Origin of the sequence: Paracoccus sp. 22332 (genome assembly GCF_052045125.1) — a bacterium.
Taxonomy (GTDB): Bacteria; Pseudomonadota; Alphaproteobacteria; order Rhodobacterales; family Rhodobacteraceae; genus Paracoccus; species Paracoccus haematequi_A.
This window is the reverse complement of record NZ_JBQEOI010000056.1, coordinates 1-15,519: the sequence shown is the minus strand read 5'-3', so window position 1 is coordinate 15,519 and position 15,519 is coordinate 1. Positions and strand designations below refer to the sequence as shown.

Annotated in this window: 15 protein-coding genes and 1 pseudogene; 13 read left to right on the top strand and 3 right to left on the bottom strand. The window is 58.8% G+C overall.

Going from position 1 to position 15,519, the window contains the following annotated elements:
* Positions 1-11: 11 nt before the first annotated feature.
* A complete protein-coding gene (locus ACTJI6_RS21900) occupies positions 12-1,073 on the bottom strand; it encodes an IS630 family transposase (RefSeq protein ID WP_440803696.1) in 1,062 nt (353 codons plus the stop codon).
* A gap of 118 nt (positions 1,074-1,191) precedes the next feature.
* On the opposite strand from ACTJI6_RS21900, the gene ACTJI6_RS21895 reads away from it, so the two are divergent.
* The 12 genes and pseudogenes from ACTJI6_RS21895 to ACTJI6_RS21840 all read left to right on the top strand — a co-directional run bounded on the left by ACTJI6_RS21895 (position 1,192) and on the right by ACTJI6_RS21840 (position 13,053).
* Positions 1,192-2,211, top strand: a complete 1,020-nt coding sequence (locus ACTJI6_RS21895) for a tyrosine-type recombinase/integrase (RefSeq protein ID WP_440803693.1) — start codon at positions 1,192-1,194, stop codon at positions 2,209-2,211.
* 104 nt (positions 2,212-2,315) lie between these two features.
* On the top strand, positions 2,316-4,469 hold the full coding sequence (locus ACTJI6_RS21890) for a tyrosine-type recombinase/integrase (protein ID WP_440803691.1): 2,154 nt from the start codon (positions 2,316-2,318) through the stop codon (positions 4,467-4,469).
* A gap of 147 nt (positions 4,470-4,616) precedes the next feature.
* The gene (locus tag ACTJI6_RS21885) at positions 4,617-5,312 is read left to right on the top strand and encodes a GntR family transcriptional regulator (protein WP_440803689.1); all 696 of its coding nucleotides are present in this window, start codon (positions 4,617-4,619) and stop codon (positions 5,310-5,312) included.
* Complete coding sequence (locus tag ACTJI6_RS21880) at positions 5,309-6,133, top strand: transporter substrate-binding domain-containing protein (RefSeq protein WP_440803686.1); 825 nt, start codon at positions 5,309-5,311, stop codon at positions 6,131-6,133. Before ACTJI6_RS21885 ends, ACTJI6_RS21880 begins: the two co-directional genes overlap by 4 nt.
* A 77-nt stretch (positions 6,134-6,210) precedes the next feature.
* Positions 6,211-6,876 (top strand): amino acid ABC transporter permease, encoded by a 666-nt coding sequence (locus tag ACTJI6_RS21875; protein WP_440803684.1) that lies wholly within the window; start codon positions 6,211-6,213, stop codon positions 6,874-6,876.
* Between the two features lie 10 nt (positions 6,877-6,886).
* On the top strand, positions 6,887-7,552 hold the full coding sequence (locus tag ACTJI6_RS21870) for an amino acid ABC transporter permease (RefSeq protein WP_440803682.1): 666 nt from the start codon (positions 6,887-6,889) through the stop codon (positions 7,550-7,552).
* An 18-nt stretch (positions 7,553-7,570) separates the two neighbouring features.
* A complete protein-coding gene (locus tag ACTJI6_RS21865) occupies positions 7,571-8,344 on the top strand; it encodes an amino acid ABC transporter ATP-binding protein (protein WP_440803680.1) in 774 nt (257 codons plus the stop codon).
* A gap of 25 nt (positions 8,345-8,369) precedes the next feature.
* Positions 8,370-9,284, top strand: a complete 915-nt coding sequence (locus tag ACTJI6_RS21860; RefSeq protein ID WP_440803677.1) for an aminotransferase class IV — start codon at positions 8,370-8,372, stop codon at positions 9,282-9,284.
* Between the two features lie 4 nt (positions 9,285-9,288).
* Complete coding sequence (locus tag ACTJI6_RS21855) at positions 9,289-11,046, top strand: chloride channel protein (protein WP_440803675.1); 1,758 nt, start codon at positions 9,289-9,291, stop codon at positions 11,044-11,046.
* 11 nt (positions 11,047-11,057) lie between these two features.
* Complete coding sequence (gene proC / locus ACTJI6_RS21850) at positions 11,058-11,858, top strand: pyrroline-5-carboxylate reductase (RefSeq protein WP_440803672.1); 801 nt, start codon at positions 11,058-11,060, stop codon at positions 11,856-11,858.
* 61 nt (positions 11,859-11,919) lie between these two features.
* Positions 11,920-12,213, top strand: a pseudogene (locus ACTJI6_RS21845) (Y-family DNA polymerase); the annotation flags it as partial.
* A 57-nt stretch (positions 12,214-12,270) separates the two neighbouring features.
* Positions 12,271-13,053 (top strand): DUF4113 domain-containing protein, encoded by a 783-nt coding sequence (locus ACTJI6_RS21840; RefSeq protein WP_440803698.1) that lies wholly within the window; start codon positions 12,271-12,273, stop codon positions 13,051-13,053.
* On the opposite strand, the gene ACTJI6_RS21835 is transcribed toward ACTJI6_RS21840, so the two are convergent.
* On the bottom strand, positions 13,050-13,505 hold the full coding sequence (locus ACTJI6_RS21835; protein WP_440803670.1) for a bleomycin resistance protein: 456 nt from the start codon (positions 13,503-13,505) through the stop codon (positions 13,050-13,052). The two genes, ACTJI6_RS21840 and ACTJI6_RS21835, sit on opposite strands and share 4 nt — an antisense overlap.
* Before the next feature lie 297 nt (positions 13,506-13,802).
* Here ACTJI6_RS21835 and ACTJI6_RS21830 point away from each other — a divergent pair, with 297 nt between their 5' ends.
* Complete coding sequence (locus ACTJI6_RS21830; RefSeq protein WP_440803668.1) at positions 13,803-14,216, top strand: helix-turn-helix domain-containing protein; 414 nt, start codon at positions 13,803-13,805, stop codon at positions 14,214-14,216.
* A gap of 478 nt (positions 14,217-14,694) precedes the next feature.
* On the opposite strand, the gene ACTJI6_RS21825 is transcribed toward ACTJI6_RS21830, so the two are convergent.
* Positions 14,695-15,452 (bottom strand): IS5-like element ISPso2 family transposase gene (locus ACTJI6_RS21825; RefSeq protein ID WP_101754952.1). Its coding sequence is split into 2 segments (ribosomal slippage): positions 14,695-15,128 and positions 15,128-15,452, totalling 759 coding nucleotides; the frame shifts between segments, so codons are not numbered across the junction.
* Positions 15,453-15,519: the final 67 nt, after the last annotated feature.

Genomic DNA, 15,519 nt, shown 5'->3' with positions numbered 1-15,519 from the left:
TTATACCGCTTCTACTGCAAAACCCGAAAGTTCTCGCGGGTTATGACGCGGAAGTTGTCGGAGACCTTGTCGCGGAATTTTGTCCATTCCTGCGGGATGGTTTCACGCATGAATGCAAGGATGGCGTCGGCGAACTGCTTCTGACTTGGGTAGTAGCGGTTGTGGGTAACGTATTGATGCAAGACAGCCCAAAGCCGCTCAATCGGATTGAGATGAGGGCAATAGGGTGGCAGCTGGATCAGATGGATACGGCAAGCTGTCTTGGCGAGGAAGGCTCTGACATCGGGTCCTTTGTGGTAGGCAGCGTTGTCCCAGATGACATGAATGATGCGCTTGTCAGGGTTGCGCTCCTCGATCTTGGTGAGAAGCTGCACGGCACTGACCCCGTCGACGGTTGTGGGCTCGACAAAGGGTGCATCAAAAGTTTCGAGGTTTACAGCCCCATGAATGTTCACACGACCGCGCCCTGCTGTGCTGAGAACCGCTGGATTTGATCCCACCTTCACCCAGCCGAATGCAGGCTTGGTCTGGTATTCCGGATGCACCGCATCGGCGAAGTAGACGGCTTCATCTGCTGGTAACTCACGCATCAGGCGTTCGTAGAATGCGATGAAAGCTGTCTGCTTTTCCGCAGATGCCACGCGCGGCAGAGGCTTGGGCTTGCGGTATTCAAAGCCCAGTCGGGCGAGAAGTTTGATGCAGCCAGAATGGGAGTAGTTCAGACCGCACTCAGCCGCGAGGTGAGCCCTGATCTCGACCGTCGAGCGACAGAAGCGCACTTGCAGCCATGCGCACAGCGCAGTCTCCTGTGCCTGCGTCATACGGGACTGGCCGCCTTTCCAGCCGTCGTAGGCAAGCGCATCCCAACCATCTTGCAGGTAGGTTTTATGCCAGCCCCGAATGGTATCGTCGTCCAGATAGAGAAATTTTGCGATCCGGGCACAGCTTTCCCCGTCGTCGAGCAGCAGGATCGCATTTGCCCGGCGGGCAATGCCGTGGTCCTCGCGCTGACGACGCACGCACGCCTCAAGCTCGAGGCGGTCTGCTGAGGAAAGAAAGCCGGGGCGGATCATAGGCGTAGCTGAATCGTTCCAAACCCAGCCGTCAAGTCACCAAATTCGGCTGCCGCAGGACTCCGAGTATAACGGTGTTTTTGGAGTAAAATAGCACATCCAAACGATAGGCATAGCGATGGACGAGGACGTCGAGCGCTGGCTTTTGATCCAAGAGAACCTTGGTCGTGCCCGAAACACGATCTTGGCCTATCGGCACGCACTTGTGGACTATGTCTGCTTCTGCAGCACAAACCAAATTCCGGTCTGCGAGGCCACGCGCGAGCACGTGTCGCTTTATGTTCGATCAATGACGGACCGTCCCAAGCAGGCTCGTTCTTCGGTCGACATTCCGACTTCGCCCGTTGGGCTCGCCAACGCGACAATCCGACAGCGGCTTACGGCCGTAAGGCTGTATTATGATTACCTCATCGAAGAACGCATCCGCTCGCATAACCCTGTGGGCCGCGGGCGTTACACAGCGACGGCACGTGCCGCAATGCGGGGCCCGGCTTCGCGTGCGCTTCTGCCGAGCTACAGCTTTCTGCCATGGATACCGGACGAAGACGAGTGGCGTCACATCCTGACGATTGCCGGAACTAGCTCGCCTCGGGATCGCCTCATGCTGGCGCTCGCCTATGATGCCGGTTTACGCCGTGAAGAGCTCTGCTCGATTGCCACTGGCGATCTTGATCCTGCCCGTCGGCTGGTACACATCCGGGCAGAGGCCACGAAGGGCCGTCGTGCCCGCGTGGTCCCCTACTCCGTGCCCACCGGCATGCTTCTTGAAGGCTATCTCCACGAACGGCGGAAACTGACGCGAGACCGCGGGGCGCTTTTTGTCTCTCAATCTCGCCGCAATCGGGGCCTACCAATAACAGTCTGGACCTGGTCGAAGGTCGTTCAGGCACTGGCGCGGCGTGCAGCCCTTCCCCGCCTTGCAACGCATACGTTTCGGCACCTGTGCCTGACCGACTTGGCCCGCGCTGGCTGGGAGTTGCACGAGATTGCCGAATTTGCCGGCCATCGGAACACCAGCACAACCCTGCTCTACATTCATCTCAGCGGACGCGATCTATCGGCAAAGCTCGCCCGCGCCACCTGCGCGCATGGCCGGCGCATGATCGAGATCGGCGCTTGTCTGGGAGCCACACAATGAAGAATGGCGCTGCTACAATACCGCCCACGTCTCCTTATAGATGGCCGGTCGATCCGTCGAGCTACGATCGGGCGTCAGATCTATCTCCTAAGGAACGAGAGCATATGGGCCGGTTGGTCGCACGTTTCGCGGCCGGGCGCCGTGGATGGCACAAGACGGCGCGTCCCGCGCTCGCCCGCTTGCTTCTTCCGCTGCACGACACATTGGACCATCTCGGCGCGACAACCACCGAGAAGCGCAACAACACTGTGCGCACCACTGTGATCTGCCTTTTAATCCGGGCAATGCATCGCCACAACTGTTCGTTCTGGGCCTTCACCCACGACCAGTGGATGGAGATGCTTGGCAGCGACTACTACGCCTATGTCGACCAGCATGGTGTCACGGCAAACGCGCGGCAGCAGTTGATCGCCGTAGCCTTTCTGCTGTGCGGCTTCGACCGCCTCGACCTGCTTGGGCGTTTGGCCTTCCATGCCTTGGCGGAAAAGGTGTTCGGCGCCGACATCGTCAATCCGGTCATCGCCGAGATGGAGGCCGATCTCCAACGCTGGGGGTACACCAGGAAGGGAAATGTCACCGGGTTGCGAGCGGCACTTGCCCGCGCGATGCTGGCGCACCGCAGCCCACGCATCGAAGATCTGCGTCGTGAGACGTTGATGCGCTTGTTCCATGAGGCAGAGGCAAAGATCACCCGGCGCGGCCTTGTGATCCTTTCCTACGCCCTTGTACGACGTGGCCTTATTGGCGAAGCACTTGGGCGTGAAGGCCAAACTTGGCGGTTGAAGCGGCTTGACCACCGGCACGCGACCCAAGGAGTGTCAGCCGAATGGTTCCAGTGGTGTGATCGCTGGTTCGCGACGTCGACGCTTCAGCCTTCGAGCCGAGCAGGCACAGTCAACCGCTTGCTCCAGGCCGGTCGCTGGCTCGCACGGGAGCGGCCGAATGTGTGTGGACCTGCAGACTGGGATCGCGAGGTTGCCGCCGCGTTTGTTGCCGCAGTCGATCGGGCCACGATTGGCGGATGGTCGATGCCGGTCGGCCCGAACAAGGATCGGGTGGGCGAACCGTTTGCGCCTGCCTCAAAGGAGGCGATGCTCCGGGCCATGCGCACGTTCCTTTCGGACTGCCATGAATGGGGATGGGCCGCAGTTCGTCTGCAGCCCGCCCGAGCCTTGGCGACGCCGCGCTCGATCCGCGCGCTGATCGGTCCCGATCCGCGCATCATTGCCGATGATGTCTGGGCCAAACTGATCTGGGCGGGCATCAATCTCGAGGAAGACGATCTTCCGCAAGCCTTTCGTCCTCATGCTGACGGAAGCTGCACCTTCTACCCGATTGCCCTGGTCAAGGCTCTGGCCGTGGTCTGGTTGTTCACAGGGCTGCGCCGCAACGAGATTTTGCGTCTGCCAGTCGGGTGCATTCGTTGGCAGACATCACCAGACGAACACAATGACGGGGCTGAGGTGGATAGTGCTCGAACCTGCCTGCTCGACGTTCCCGTCAACAAGACCGGTCCGGCATTCACCAAGCCAGTAGATGAGATCGTCGGCAACCTCGTGAAGGCTTGGGAGGCCGTGCGGCCACCACAGCCAACTCGCATCGATCAAAAGACAGGCGCGCGCTTTGCGCCATTGTTCTTCTTCCGTAGCCGACCCGTTGGGAGCAGCTATATCAATAAGCGATTGATTCCGGCGCTCTGCCGCAAAGCCGGGGTTCCGCTTGAGGATGCACGCGGCGCGATCACCAGCCACCGGGCGAGGTCTACCATCGCTACCCAGCTTTATAACGCAAAAGAACCGCTGAGCCTGACCGAGTTGCAGGCTTGGCTGGGTCATCGCTCGCCGGAAGCAACACGGCATTATGCCAAGATCAGCCCCACCAAGCTCGCGAAGTCCTATGAAGAAGCCGGTTACTTCGCCCGCAACATCCGTGCAGTGGAGGTGCTAATCGACCAAGACGCTGTTCGGAACGGCGTTCCCCCTGATGAGCCTTGGAAGCTTTACGATCTTGGCCACGGCTATTGCAGCTATGATTTCTTTGACCAGTGCCCGCATCGGATGGCCTGTGCGAAGTGCTCGTTCTATCTGCCGAAAGCGTCCTCGCGGGCACAGTGCTTGGAGGGAAAGTCCAATCTGCTCCATCTGCGGCAAGAAATACCGCTGAACGACGACGAACTCAGGGCCGTCAACGAAGGCATCGAAGCCCATGAGGCTCTTATTTACAAACTCGCGGATGTCGCGACACCAGATGGAACTTAGTTAACGCCCTGAAAAGAAATATTTCTTAGGAAATATTGCACCTGAATTGAGCAGCATACAAAGATTGTATTCAATCTACAAAAGCGCTTTGAGAATACGCGAGACTGTTGTAGACAATCTTCAATCTTGCTGTGGGAGTAGCTTCTGATGATCGTGACGTCCATCAAGCGGGAAACTATGGCAGCGCAAATCTGCACGATGATGCGTGCAGCCATTTTGACAGGCGAGTTCGAGCCAGGTGAAGCGATTACCGAAATCGCGTTAGCAGAGCGTTTTGGTGCAAGCCGTGCGCCGATGCGGGAAGCTTTGCGTCAGCTGATCGATCAGGGTCTGGTGGTTTCGGTGCCTTACACAGGTACCCGGATTGTCGATCTCTCTGCCAAAGACATCAACGACATCTATTCCATGCGCATCTGCTTGGAAATTTTTGCTTTCGAACAAGTCTGGGATCGGAGATCCCCCGAGTTCAAAGAAGAGCTTCTTGCTCGCCACAGAAATCTTCTCGAGGCAATTGATGCGCAGGACGATGTGCGCGCAATTGATGCCGAGCTGGATCTGCACGGTCTGGCTTACGAGTGGAGTGGCAACGGCATCTTAGCATCAAGCTGGTCAAGCATTCGCGGGCGTTTGCAGGTGTACTGGGCAGCGCATCATCGCGCTCACGGCATTGCTGGTCCCAAGCGTGACAGCCACGAAGAATACATTCGCCTTGCGCTTTCTGACGATCTTGCGGCCATGAAGGCTGAGATCCAGACCCATATGCAGCGCGGTCTCGAGAAAACAAAAGCCTTTGTCGACACTTTGGAAAAGACAAAGGTGCAACCCAGCAGGAGAAAGAAATGAAAAGACGCTCCCTCCTCATTGCCGCCGTGGCAGTCAGTCTCACCGCGGCCATGCCTGCCATGTCTGCGGAAACAGGCACGCTCGCGCAGGTCAAGGAAAACGGCACGCTGCGCATCGGCGTCACCTCGGCGGAGCCGTGGTTTTACAAGGATCCCATGTCCGAACAATGGACCGGTGTCGGCGTCTCCATGGGCGAACGCATGGCACAGGAACTGGGCGTCAAGATGGTTCCGGTCGAGACATCCTGGGCCAACGCCGTGGCCGGCCTGCAAGCCAATCAGTTCGATCTGATGTTCGTGCTCGATCCGACCGAAGAGCGCAAGCAGGCGATTGATTTTCCGGAGAACCCGCTGTTCTACTATGCCATGGGGGCTCTGGTCTCGGAAGATAGCGCGCTCACGACATGGGAAGAGCTTGACAAGCCGGACATGCGCATCGGGGTGACCATGGGAACCTCGCTGGACCGCAACATCACCGAGATGATGAAGCAAGCGCAGATCAACCGCTTCTCGTCCAATGACGAGGCGATTGCGGCATTCGCCTCAGGCCGGGTCGACACCGTTGTGCAGTTTCACCCGGCTCTCATTGTCCAGTACTCGCGGCTGAAGATGGGCAAGGTGCTGCTGCCGACCCCCGTCGAACCCGTCCAAACCTCTGTGGGTCTCCGCAAGGAAGAAAGTGGTGATTTCAAGAACTGGGTGAACACCACTCTTGGAACCCTCTATGAAAGTGGCGTGCCCGACGAAATGTTCGATGCTTACCTGTCCAGCAAGGGCATCAGCTCCGAAGGCATTCCCGGCCTTGTGAAGGAAGCCTGGTAAGACCGGCTCCGAGACCCGAGTGCTTGTCTCAAGCGTCGGGTCTCCGTCTTCCCGATTACTGAAGCGAAAGTCACCGAATGGAATATTCCTGGGACTTTGGCCCGGTATTCGAGCGTTTTGACATGCTCGCACTGGGCCTTCTCAACACCATAAAAATCGCGGCCGTGTCCATTGTCCTGGGCGTCCTGGTCGGCATGGTTCTTGCCGTGATGCGCTTGTCATCCAAGAGGTGGCTGAGATGGCCCGCTGCCGCCTTTATCGAGTTCTACCGCAATACGCCGCCCATCGTTCACTTCTTCTGGTTCTTCTACGCTTTGCCGGTCATGCTTGCGGTCAGCCTGAGCCCCTACGTGGCGGCTGTCCTGGCTCTCTCGACGCAATCCGGAGCGTTCTATGCCGAGGTGTTCCGGGGCGGCATCGTATCGATTGAGCGCGGACAGTGGGAGGGCGGCAAGGCGCTCGGCATGAGCCATCAGGCCTTGATGCGCCGCATCATCGTGCCGCAGGCCGTCTCGCGCATGGTGCCGCCCTTTATCGAGCGCAGCTTCGAGCTTCTGAAAACGACGGCTCTCGCCTCCACGCTCGCCTATGCCGATCTGCTGTACCAGGCGATGATGGTGAACTCTGAAACGTTCCGTCCACTCGAAGTGTATACGACGATCGCCGCCATGTACCTCGTGCTTCTGGTGACGGCCAGCCAGCTTGCCCGTGTCGCTGAAAACCGGCTGACGGCCTATCAATGAGGTTCGGACGATGAACTACATCCCCGATTTCAGCATCGTAACGGACAACTGGATTGTCCTGCTGCGCGGCCTGTGGGTGACAATACAGATTTGGATCCCGTCGATTGTCATGGGTCTGATCGGTGGCTTTTTCATCGCACAAGCCCGCCTTTCCAAAAGCAAATGGCTCTCCGGCGGCAGCCTCGTCTACGTCGAACTGTTCCGTGACACGCCAGTTCTGATCCAGTTGATCTGGTTCTTCTATGCCTTCCCCATTCTGATCGGCGTTCAGTTGACTCCGTTCTCTGCTGCTCTTCTGGGCCTGACGCTCAACACCTCTGCCTATGCCTCGGAGATCTTTCGCGGCGGAATCAAGTCCATCCATCGTGGTCAGATGGAGGGTGCGAAGGCGATCGGCATGACAGAACGGCAAGCCATGAGGCGGGTCATTCTACCCCAGGTGATCAAGCGCATGCTTCCTGCCTTTACCAACCGAGTGATCGAAGTCGCGAAGATGTCCTCGCTTGCCTCGGTGATCTCGGTCCATGAGCTGATGTACCAAGGCAGGCTGCTGTCCTCGACCTACTACCGACCGTTCGAAATTCTGACCGCGGTCGCCTTTATCTACTTCGTCTTGATCTATCCTGGCACCTTCCTCGCAGGGCGTCTCGAAAAACACCTGGCTCGGTCCAACTGACGCCGGAAAGGACCCAACATGACAAGCAAGCCCATCCTGGAGGTCAAGGGACTTCACAAGAGGTTTGGTGATCATCACGTTCTCAAGGGGATCGACTTTCAGGTCGAGCCCGGCGAACGGGTGGCCATCATCGGTGGCTCCGGCTCCGGTAAGTCAACTTTCCTGCGCTGCATGAACTTCATGGAGACCCTTAGCGAAGGTCAGGTTTGGCTCGACGGTGAACGTATCGGCACTGAGAACAACGGCCGCGTCACCTATCCAGAAAAGCAGCTCTGCAAAGTCAGAGAGCGCCTCGGCATGGTGTTTCAGCAGTTCAATCTCTTCCCCCACATGACAGTCCTTCAGAACGTGATGGAAGGTCTTGTCACCGTGAAGGGTCTCCCCAAGCAGCAGGCTCGGGAGATTGCTGTTCGGGAATTGTCCAAAGTCGGACTTGCGGAAAAGCACGATGCCTGGCCAGGCCGCCTGTCCGGCGGTCAGCAGCAGCGCGTGGCAATCGCGCGAGCCTTGTCCATGGAGCCCGAGATCCTGCTGTTTGACGAGCCCACGTCTTCGCTTGACCCCGAACTCGTCGGGGAAGTGCTGCGGGTCATCAACCAACTCGCGGCCGAGGGCCGGACCATGCTTCTTGTCACACATGAGTTGGGCTTTGCTTACCATTTCGCGACAAAGGTGATCTTCCTCGCCGATGGTGTTTTCCATGAGGTTGGGACACCCGATCAGGTTCTCAAGAACCCCCAGAAGGCAAGGACACAGGAGTTCCTGCGTCGCTTCGGCGAATTCGCCTTCTAATCAATTTTCAGAACAAGGTACGACCATGACCCCTCTCAGCAGTTCTTCATCGCAAAGCTATGTGAAGGACCCCCGGAACGACGGCGTGGAAATCTACGTCAACGGCGAGTTCTTCAAGCGCGAGGACGCAAAGGTCTCGATCTTCGATGCTGGTTTCGTGCTTGGCGATGGTGTTTGGGAAGGCCTCCGCCTGATCAATGGCAAGCTCCTCGCTATCGACGAGCATATCAACCGGATCTTCGAAGGCGCGAACTCGATCCAGCTGGATATTGGCTATAGCAAGGCTGAGTTGATCGAGGAGATTTGGAAATGCCTCCGTCACAACGACATGCATGACGGTGTCCATATCCGGATGATGATCTCGCGTGGCCGCAAGTCGACGCCCAACCAGGATCCTCGCTTCATTGTCGGCGGAGCGACCATTGTCATCGTTGCGGAATGGAAGCAGCCGAACCCGGCCCTGAAGGAAACGGGACTGAAGCTGATGACCTCGACCATCCGGTGCTCGACCCCGGATGTCTTCGACCTCCGGCTGAACTCTCATTCGCGGCTCAATTTCATCCAGGCGCTGCTGCAGGCCATCAACATGGGCGCGGATGAAGCCCTGATGCTGGACAACCGCGGCTTTGTCGCCTCGTGCAACTCGACAAACTTCTTCATCTTCCGGGGTGACGAGTTGTGGACCTCCGATGGGCTGACCTGCTTCAACGGCATCACCCGCAAGAAGGTCATCAAGCTGTGGCGTGACGCCGGCATGACGGTTCATGAAAAGCCTTTCACACTGGCCGAGGTGTACGCGGCCGACGAGGCTTTCGTGACCGGAACTCTCGGCGGGATTACCCCTGTCGCATCTATCGATGGCCGTGCGATCGGCAGCGGGAAGCCTGGTCCTAAAACGGCACGGATGAACGAAATCTACCAAGCCTACGTTGCAAGCTAAACGGATGGCTTCGCGCCTGCGTTCTCGTCGCACGCGTTACCTGCTGCGCCGTCTCCGCTCTCCGCTCCTTCTGCGGAAACTGATCCGGCGCAGCGAAATCGCTTATACCATGCTTGCAGCGCTCGTCGGTATGTTCGCCGGCGCGTCAGTTGTTGCCATGCAGGAGATCATTCACCTGCTGGGCCTGTGGATCTTCGCGGTTGATGACGTCAGCGGAGCAGCAGACGTTCATCCTTGGAGGGCCGTTGCGGGTCCGGTTGCAGGCGGCGTGCTTGTCGGCATGTCCTACCTGGTTGGCCGACGCTGGTTCCGCCGGGTAGCCGACCCCATCGAGGCAAATGCCGTTGGTGGTGGAAGGATCCCCATTGCAGGAAGCGTCTATATCTCACTGCAGACAATCATCTCCAGTGGCTTCGGTGCATCGGTGGGCATGGAGGCTGCCTACACGCAGGCGTCATCGGCTGTTGCCTCGTGGCTGGGGCAGCGCCTGCGGCTACGTCGGGAGGACCTGCGAAAGCTTGTGGCAGCTGGGGCAGGCGGCGCCATAGCCGCAGCTTTCGATGCACCGCTCACCGGTGCATTTTATGCCTTCGAGCTGGTCCTGGCAGCGTACTCCGTCGCCGCTCTTCTGCCCGTTCTTGCGGCCGCCATTGCGGCCACGGCAATCGCTCGTGTGCTTTCGGACCCCCACGGTCCCAATCTTTTCTTTGCCGGAAACATCACCTTTGAGTCCTACGTCGCCGTTGCAGTTCTGGCCATTGCCGCAGCAGCATTCGGTATCCTTGTCATGCGTGCCGTGGCCTCTTTGGAAGGCCTCTTGAACAGGAGTCGCCTTCCGGTGTGGGTGCAGCCCATGATGGGGGGCGTGGGAATGGGCCTTCTGGCTCTGACGACACCCATGGTCTTGTCCTCAGGGCATGGGGCGATGGACGTGATCCTCGGCCAGAACCTGACCCTCTGGGCGCTTGCCTCTGTCTTCCTTCTCAAGATGCTCGCGTCAGTCTTGTCCCTCGGGACTGGTTTTCGGGGCGGGCTCTTCTTCGCCTCCATTTTGCTGGGCGCAATCCTGGGAAAGATCATCGGCATTATCTGGATGATGACGTTTGGCCTGGAATTACCGCTGGTGATCTTCTCGGTGGTGGGGATGTGTGCCTTTGCCACGGCAGTCATCGGTGCACCCATGGCCATGAGCTTCCTGGCGCTTGAACTGACCCAAAGCCTGCCACTGGCCTTATCCGTGCTGTTTTCTGCACTTTTGTCGACGGCGATCGTCCGGCAGTTCTTCGGCTTTAGCTTTTCGACTTGGCGCTTCCATCTCCGTGGCGAGTCAATCCGCTCTGCTGCGGATGTCGGCTGGGTTCGGGAACTCACAGCAGGCCGGCTCATGCGGAAACTGGCGGCCAGCCTGTCACATGCCACAACGGTTGCAGAAGCCCGTCGTCGCTTTCCGCTCGGCTCGACCAAGGCCGTTCCCATCATCGACGACGCGGATGCCTATGTCGGTCTCTGCCTGATGACCGAGCTTCATTCAGAAGAGCTGGACCCAAAGGCAAAGGTCTCAGACATTGCTCGCTTTCCTTCGGCCTGGCTTCGGCCCGAGCAGAACGTGCGCGACGCTATGAACGCGTTCGGCAGGTATGAGGCCGATACGCTTGTCGTCTTGAATGATGACAAGAAAATACTCGGAACACTCAACGAGCAGTACTGCCTCAGGCGGTACGCAGAAGAAGTCAACAAGCGTTTGTATTCAGAACGGACTTGAAAGGACGGATGATGAACATTCTTTTTCTTGGCGGCGGAAACATGGGTGCGGCCATTGCATCGGGCGTTCTTACCAAGCTGACGGATATGAAGATCACGGTCGTGGATCCCGACGTCGAGCGCGCTCAAAGTTTGCTGCCGGTAAGGGACGTCACCTTTCTTCCTGACGTCAGCAGCCTGAAGGGATCGCAGTTCGACATGAGCGTGATTGCCATCAAGCCACAGCAGTTCTCGTCCCTCAGCACAAACGCTGTCGATCTAATCTCTAAAGGTGTTGCGGTTTCCATCATGGCAGGGGTCGATGTGGACACAATGACCCAGAAGCTTGGAAGCTCACGGATTATCCGAACCATGCCGAACTTGCCGGCTCTGGTAGGTCAGGCAATGACAGTGGCCTTTGCCGAAGAAACCATCGCATCTGACGACAGGTCAAAAGTTGAGGCCGTATTCAACTGCGTTGGAGACTTCGCTTGGCTTTCGGATGAGGATCAGATTGATGCAGTGACCGCTGTGGCTGGTAGCGGTCCAGGATACGTCTTCGCTTTTGCCCATCACATGCTCATGGCGGCCATGGCGCTCGGCTTGAATGAAGAACTGGCAGACCGCTTGGTTCGACAAACCTTGTTGGGAGCATCGACACTACTGAAATCAGATCAACGTAGCTCGTTGGCCTTGAAGGAAGCTGTCACAAGCAAGGCTGGAACGACTGAAGCGGGATTAGCGATTTTTGAGGCAGAAGGAGGTTTGGCTGATCTCTGCCAGCGGGCTGTCGATGCTGCACACAACCGTGCTGTCGAGCTATCAAAGGTCTAAGTTGGCGGCCCTTACGGGGTAAAAACGTCTGGACATTCCAATTAACTGAGAGGCGAAGGCGCTTGGAATCAAGATGGGGGCGCCAGCCTTCAAGATGCGCGACTTCATGCAGCGGCATGGCGTGAAGGCACTTTCGTCCAACTATACGCTTTACGGTGATTTATCTGCGCGCGTGACACAGGTTCTACACAGCTACTCGCCGCGCCTCGACGTGTATTCGATCGACGAGACCTTCGTTGACCTGTCCGGCTTTGGCGAGCGGATGGAGGCGCACGCGGCCCGGATGCGCCAGGCGGTGCGGACCCAAGTGGGCATCCCGACCTGCGTGGGCATCGCGCCCACCAAGACCCTCGCCAAGCTGGCGAACTATGCGGCCAAGAAGAACCCGATCTTCGGGGGCGTCTGCAATCTCATGAACCCCCAGGTCCGGGACTATGTGATGGACCGCATCCCCATCGGGGAGATATGGGGCGTCGGCCCGGCGACCGAGGCCAAGCTGATCGCCCAGGGCGTGAGAACCGCGGCCGCGCTGCGCGACCTGCCAATGGCGCTGTCTCGCAAGATCGGCACGGTTGTTCTTGAACGCCTGGTGGCGGAGCTGCGCGGCATCGCCTGCATCGACTTCGAGGACGTGCCGCCGCAGAGAAAGGGCATGGCCGTGACCCGATCCTCGGGCACGCCCATGACGACCTTCGATGTGCTGGCGCAGGCCGTCACCGCCCACGCCACCCGCGCGGCCGAGAAGCTGCGCCAGCATGGCCTTGTCGCCGGAACGCTGACCGTGTTTTTTCACACCAACCCGCACAAGCCGGACCGCCCGCAGCATTCCGCCTCGCGCAGCGTGCGCCTGCGGCCCATGTCCAACCACACCTTCGACCTGGTGGACGCTGCCGTGTCGGCCGCGCGCCGAGGCTGGCGCGGCGATCCGTCCGGCAATGGATGCGGCTACACCAAGGCAGGCGTGATCCTCGATGACCTGTTGCCCGAGGCCGACCGGCCGGCCATGCTCTTCCAGCCTGCCCGGCCGCGCGACGCGCGCCTGACGGACGCGCTCGACGCGATCAACGACCGCTTCGGCAAGAAGACGATGGTTCTGGCGCGGGAGGGCTTCGCCGGTGAATGGCGCCTGCGCGCCGATCACCGCTCGCCCCGCTACACCACCAGGATCAGCGAACTGCCGACCGTGCGGGTTTAAGCCTCGCGCGGCGGCAGCGGTTCATAAAACCTGAGTAGGTAGCCATCGGGATCGGCAACCACAAACTGCAGAACGCCGGTTTCGCCATCCCCGGTGCGATACCACTTTTCTTCCAGATCGAGAAACAGCGGTATTTTTGCGCCGGTCAGTTTCAGATGCAAAGGCAACAAGTTCAGGATGCGGATTTGGAGGTTCATGCCTCGACCAAGCGGATGCTGCCAAGGTCCAGTGCCGTTATCAAAGGTGCGGCCTAGCCCAATCTGGTCCAGCATCAGCTCGACCTTGTGATATTGGCGCACCTCTGGAAGCAGATCCGGCTCTTGGCGGCGAAGGTAGCAAAACCCTTCTTCTGGCCGCTCATAGACGCACTCAAAACCAAGCCGGTCACAATAGAACCGCTTGCTGGCCTGCCAGTCGGTTACGGCAAGTTCGGGAACAACCGCGTTTTCCATGCTTCCAACTGCTTTGCTGTTTTGTTGGCTTGCCATACCCTCGGAACGCGCGCCTGTGCCAGCCCAGCTTAGGGCAAGCGGAGATCCTGGCTGTTCGCCAGGATCAAGGCCATCCCGGAGTAAAGGAAAAGGATCAGCGCGGCCTGTCGGCCGCGCCGTCCATGGCCCACCAAGCCATTGTTGGTGTTGAACTGCATAAATATGCATATGATTTGGCGATTTCGGGTGATAATTCGCACATTTATGCGTATAATGAGCCATCTAGGGTTAGTCACCGACGCGCAGCATGAGCAGGCGATGATCGACAATGAAGTTTCGGGAATAGGGGAGCGGCTGAAGACTTGCCGGAAAGATAGCGGTCTGAGTCAGGCGCGGTTTGCGGAGGCGCTTGGTGTGTCATCGAGGTCTTATCAGCATTATGAGAAGGCGACGCGGGAGGCGCCTGTGAGTGTCTTGAGGACTGCGGCGCATGTGTCAGGTCGTGATTTTCACTGGCTTATCACCGGCAAGTTGGAAGGCCAGGTTGATCTCTATGAGCAGGCGGTGCTTGCCGCATTCGAATGTCTGGAACGCGAAGGGTTGCCGCAGCAGCCCAAGACAATCCTGGCGATCGCGCGTCGGGCTCTTGAACTGGCCCTGGAGAAGAACACCAAACCTGCGGATGAAGTGCCAAAGCTGGTGCAGGACGCGAAATACTTGCTGGCGTCATGAAGCCGTCCAGAGACGATTTGGAAAGGTAATAGAAAATGGGATTTGATTGCGTTTCTTGCGGTCGAGACAGCTACCTGGGCGGGGGGTGTCCCTGCTGCGGAGGTGCGACCGTGCCAAGCGACGATGGTTCGAAGAAGGGTGAACAGTCGGGCGAAATCGGCCTGGGGGCTTTGTTCATCTGGACCTCGGCCCTTGGTCTTCTGATGCAGGTTTCAGCCCTGTTCCTCGAATAAACAGGGCGTCCCCCTTCGGGTCGCGTCCCCGGTTCCGGCCGGCAAGCCGTCCTCCACCCGAGCTGGTCAGGGCGATGCTCCCGGCTGCGCCGTGCGGATGCCTGTCTCGTCCCGAGCCAGTCCCTCGCCCGCCGGTCCTGGTCGCCCTGCCCTGCCCATCTCGTCCCTTCGGGCGGGACCGCTGACGCGGGCAGTTGGGTGACGGCTATGCGGACAAAGCGGCCGCTGTGAGCTAGGGTCAGGATTCATAACCAATAGATGACGAGAGCCGCGAGGGCGATGGCTGAGAGGAAGACCTTGGGGCATCGGTCATAGCGGGTCGCGACGCGCCTCCAGTCCTTGAGCCTGCCGAACATGATCTCGATGCGGTTACGCCGCTTGTATCTCCGCTTATCGTATTTGATCGGCGTCTTGCGTTTCTTCCGGCCTGGGATGCAGGCACGTATCCCCTTGTCCTGCAACGCTTCTCTGAACCAGTCAGCGTCATAGCCACGATCCCCGAGTAGCCATTTGACGTTTGGCAGGCCACTCAGCAGGGCCCGAGCGCCGATATAATCGCTGACCTGTCCAGCGGTGACGAACAGGTCGATCGGTCGCCCCTGACTGTCGCAGATGGCGTGCAGCTTGGTGTTCATACCGCCTTTGGTTCGACCGATCAGGCGACCACGCCCCCCTTTTTGGCGGCCATGCTGGTCGCCGTTCGATGGGCCTTGAGGTATGTTGCGTCGATCATCACGGTCGTTTTCTCGCCGTGTTCCGCCGCCAGCCCGGCCATCATCCGCGCGAAGATGCCCTTTTCGCTCCAACGCTTCCACCGGCTGTAGAGCGTCTTATGTGGGCCATACGCGGCGGGCGCATCGCGCCAACGCAAGCCATTGCGATTGATGAAAATAATCCCGCTCAGCACCCGTCTGTCATCAACCCGGGGCTTCCCGTGCGACCTGGGAAAGAAGGGAGCCAGGCGCGCCATCTGCGCGTCGGTCAGCCAGAAGAGATCGCTCATGTCACCGCTCCGTTTTCGGAGGCGTGAATCACGCAGCGCAACAGAAATCAATGCATCCTGACCCTAG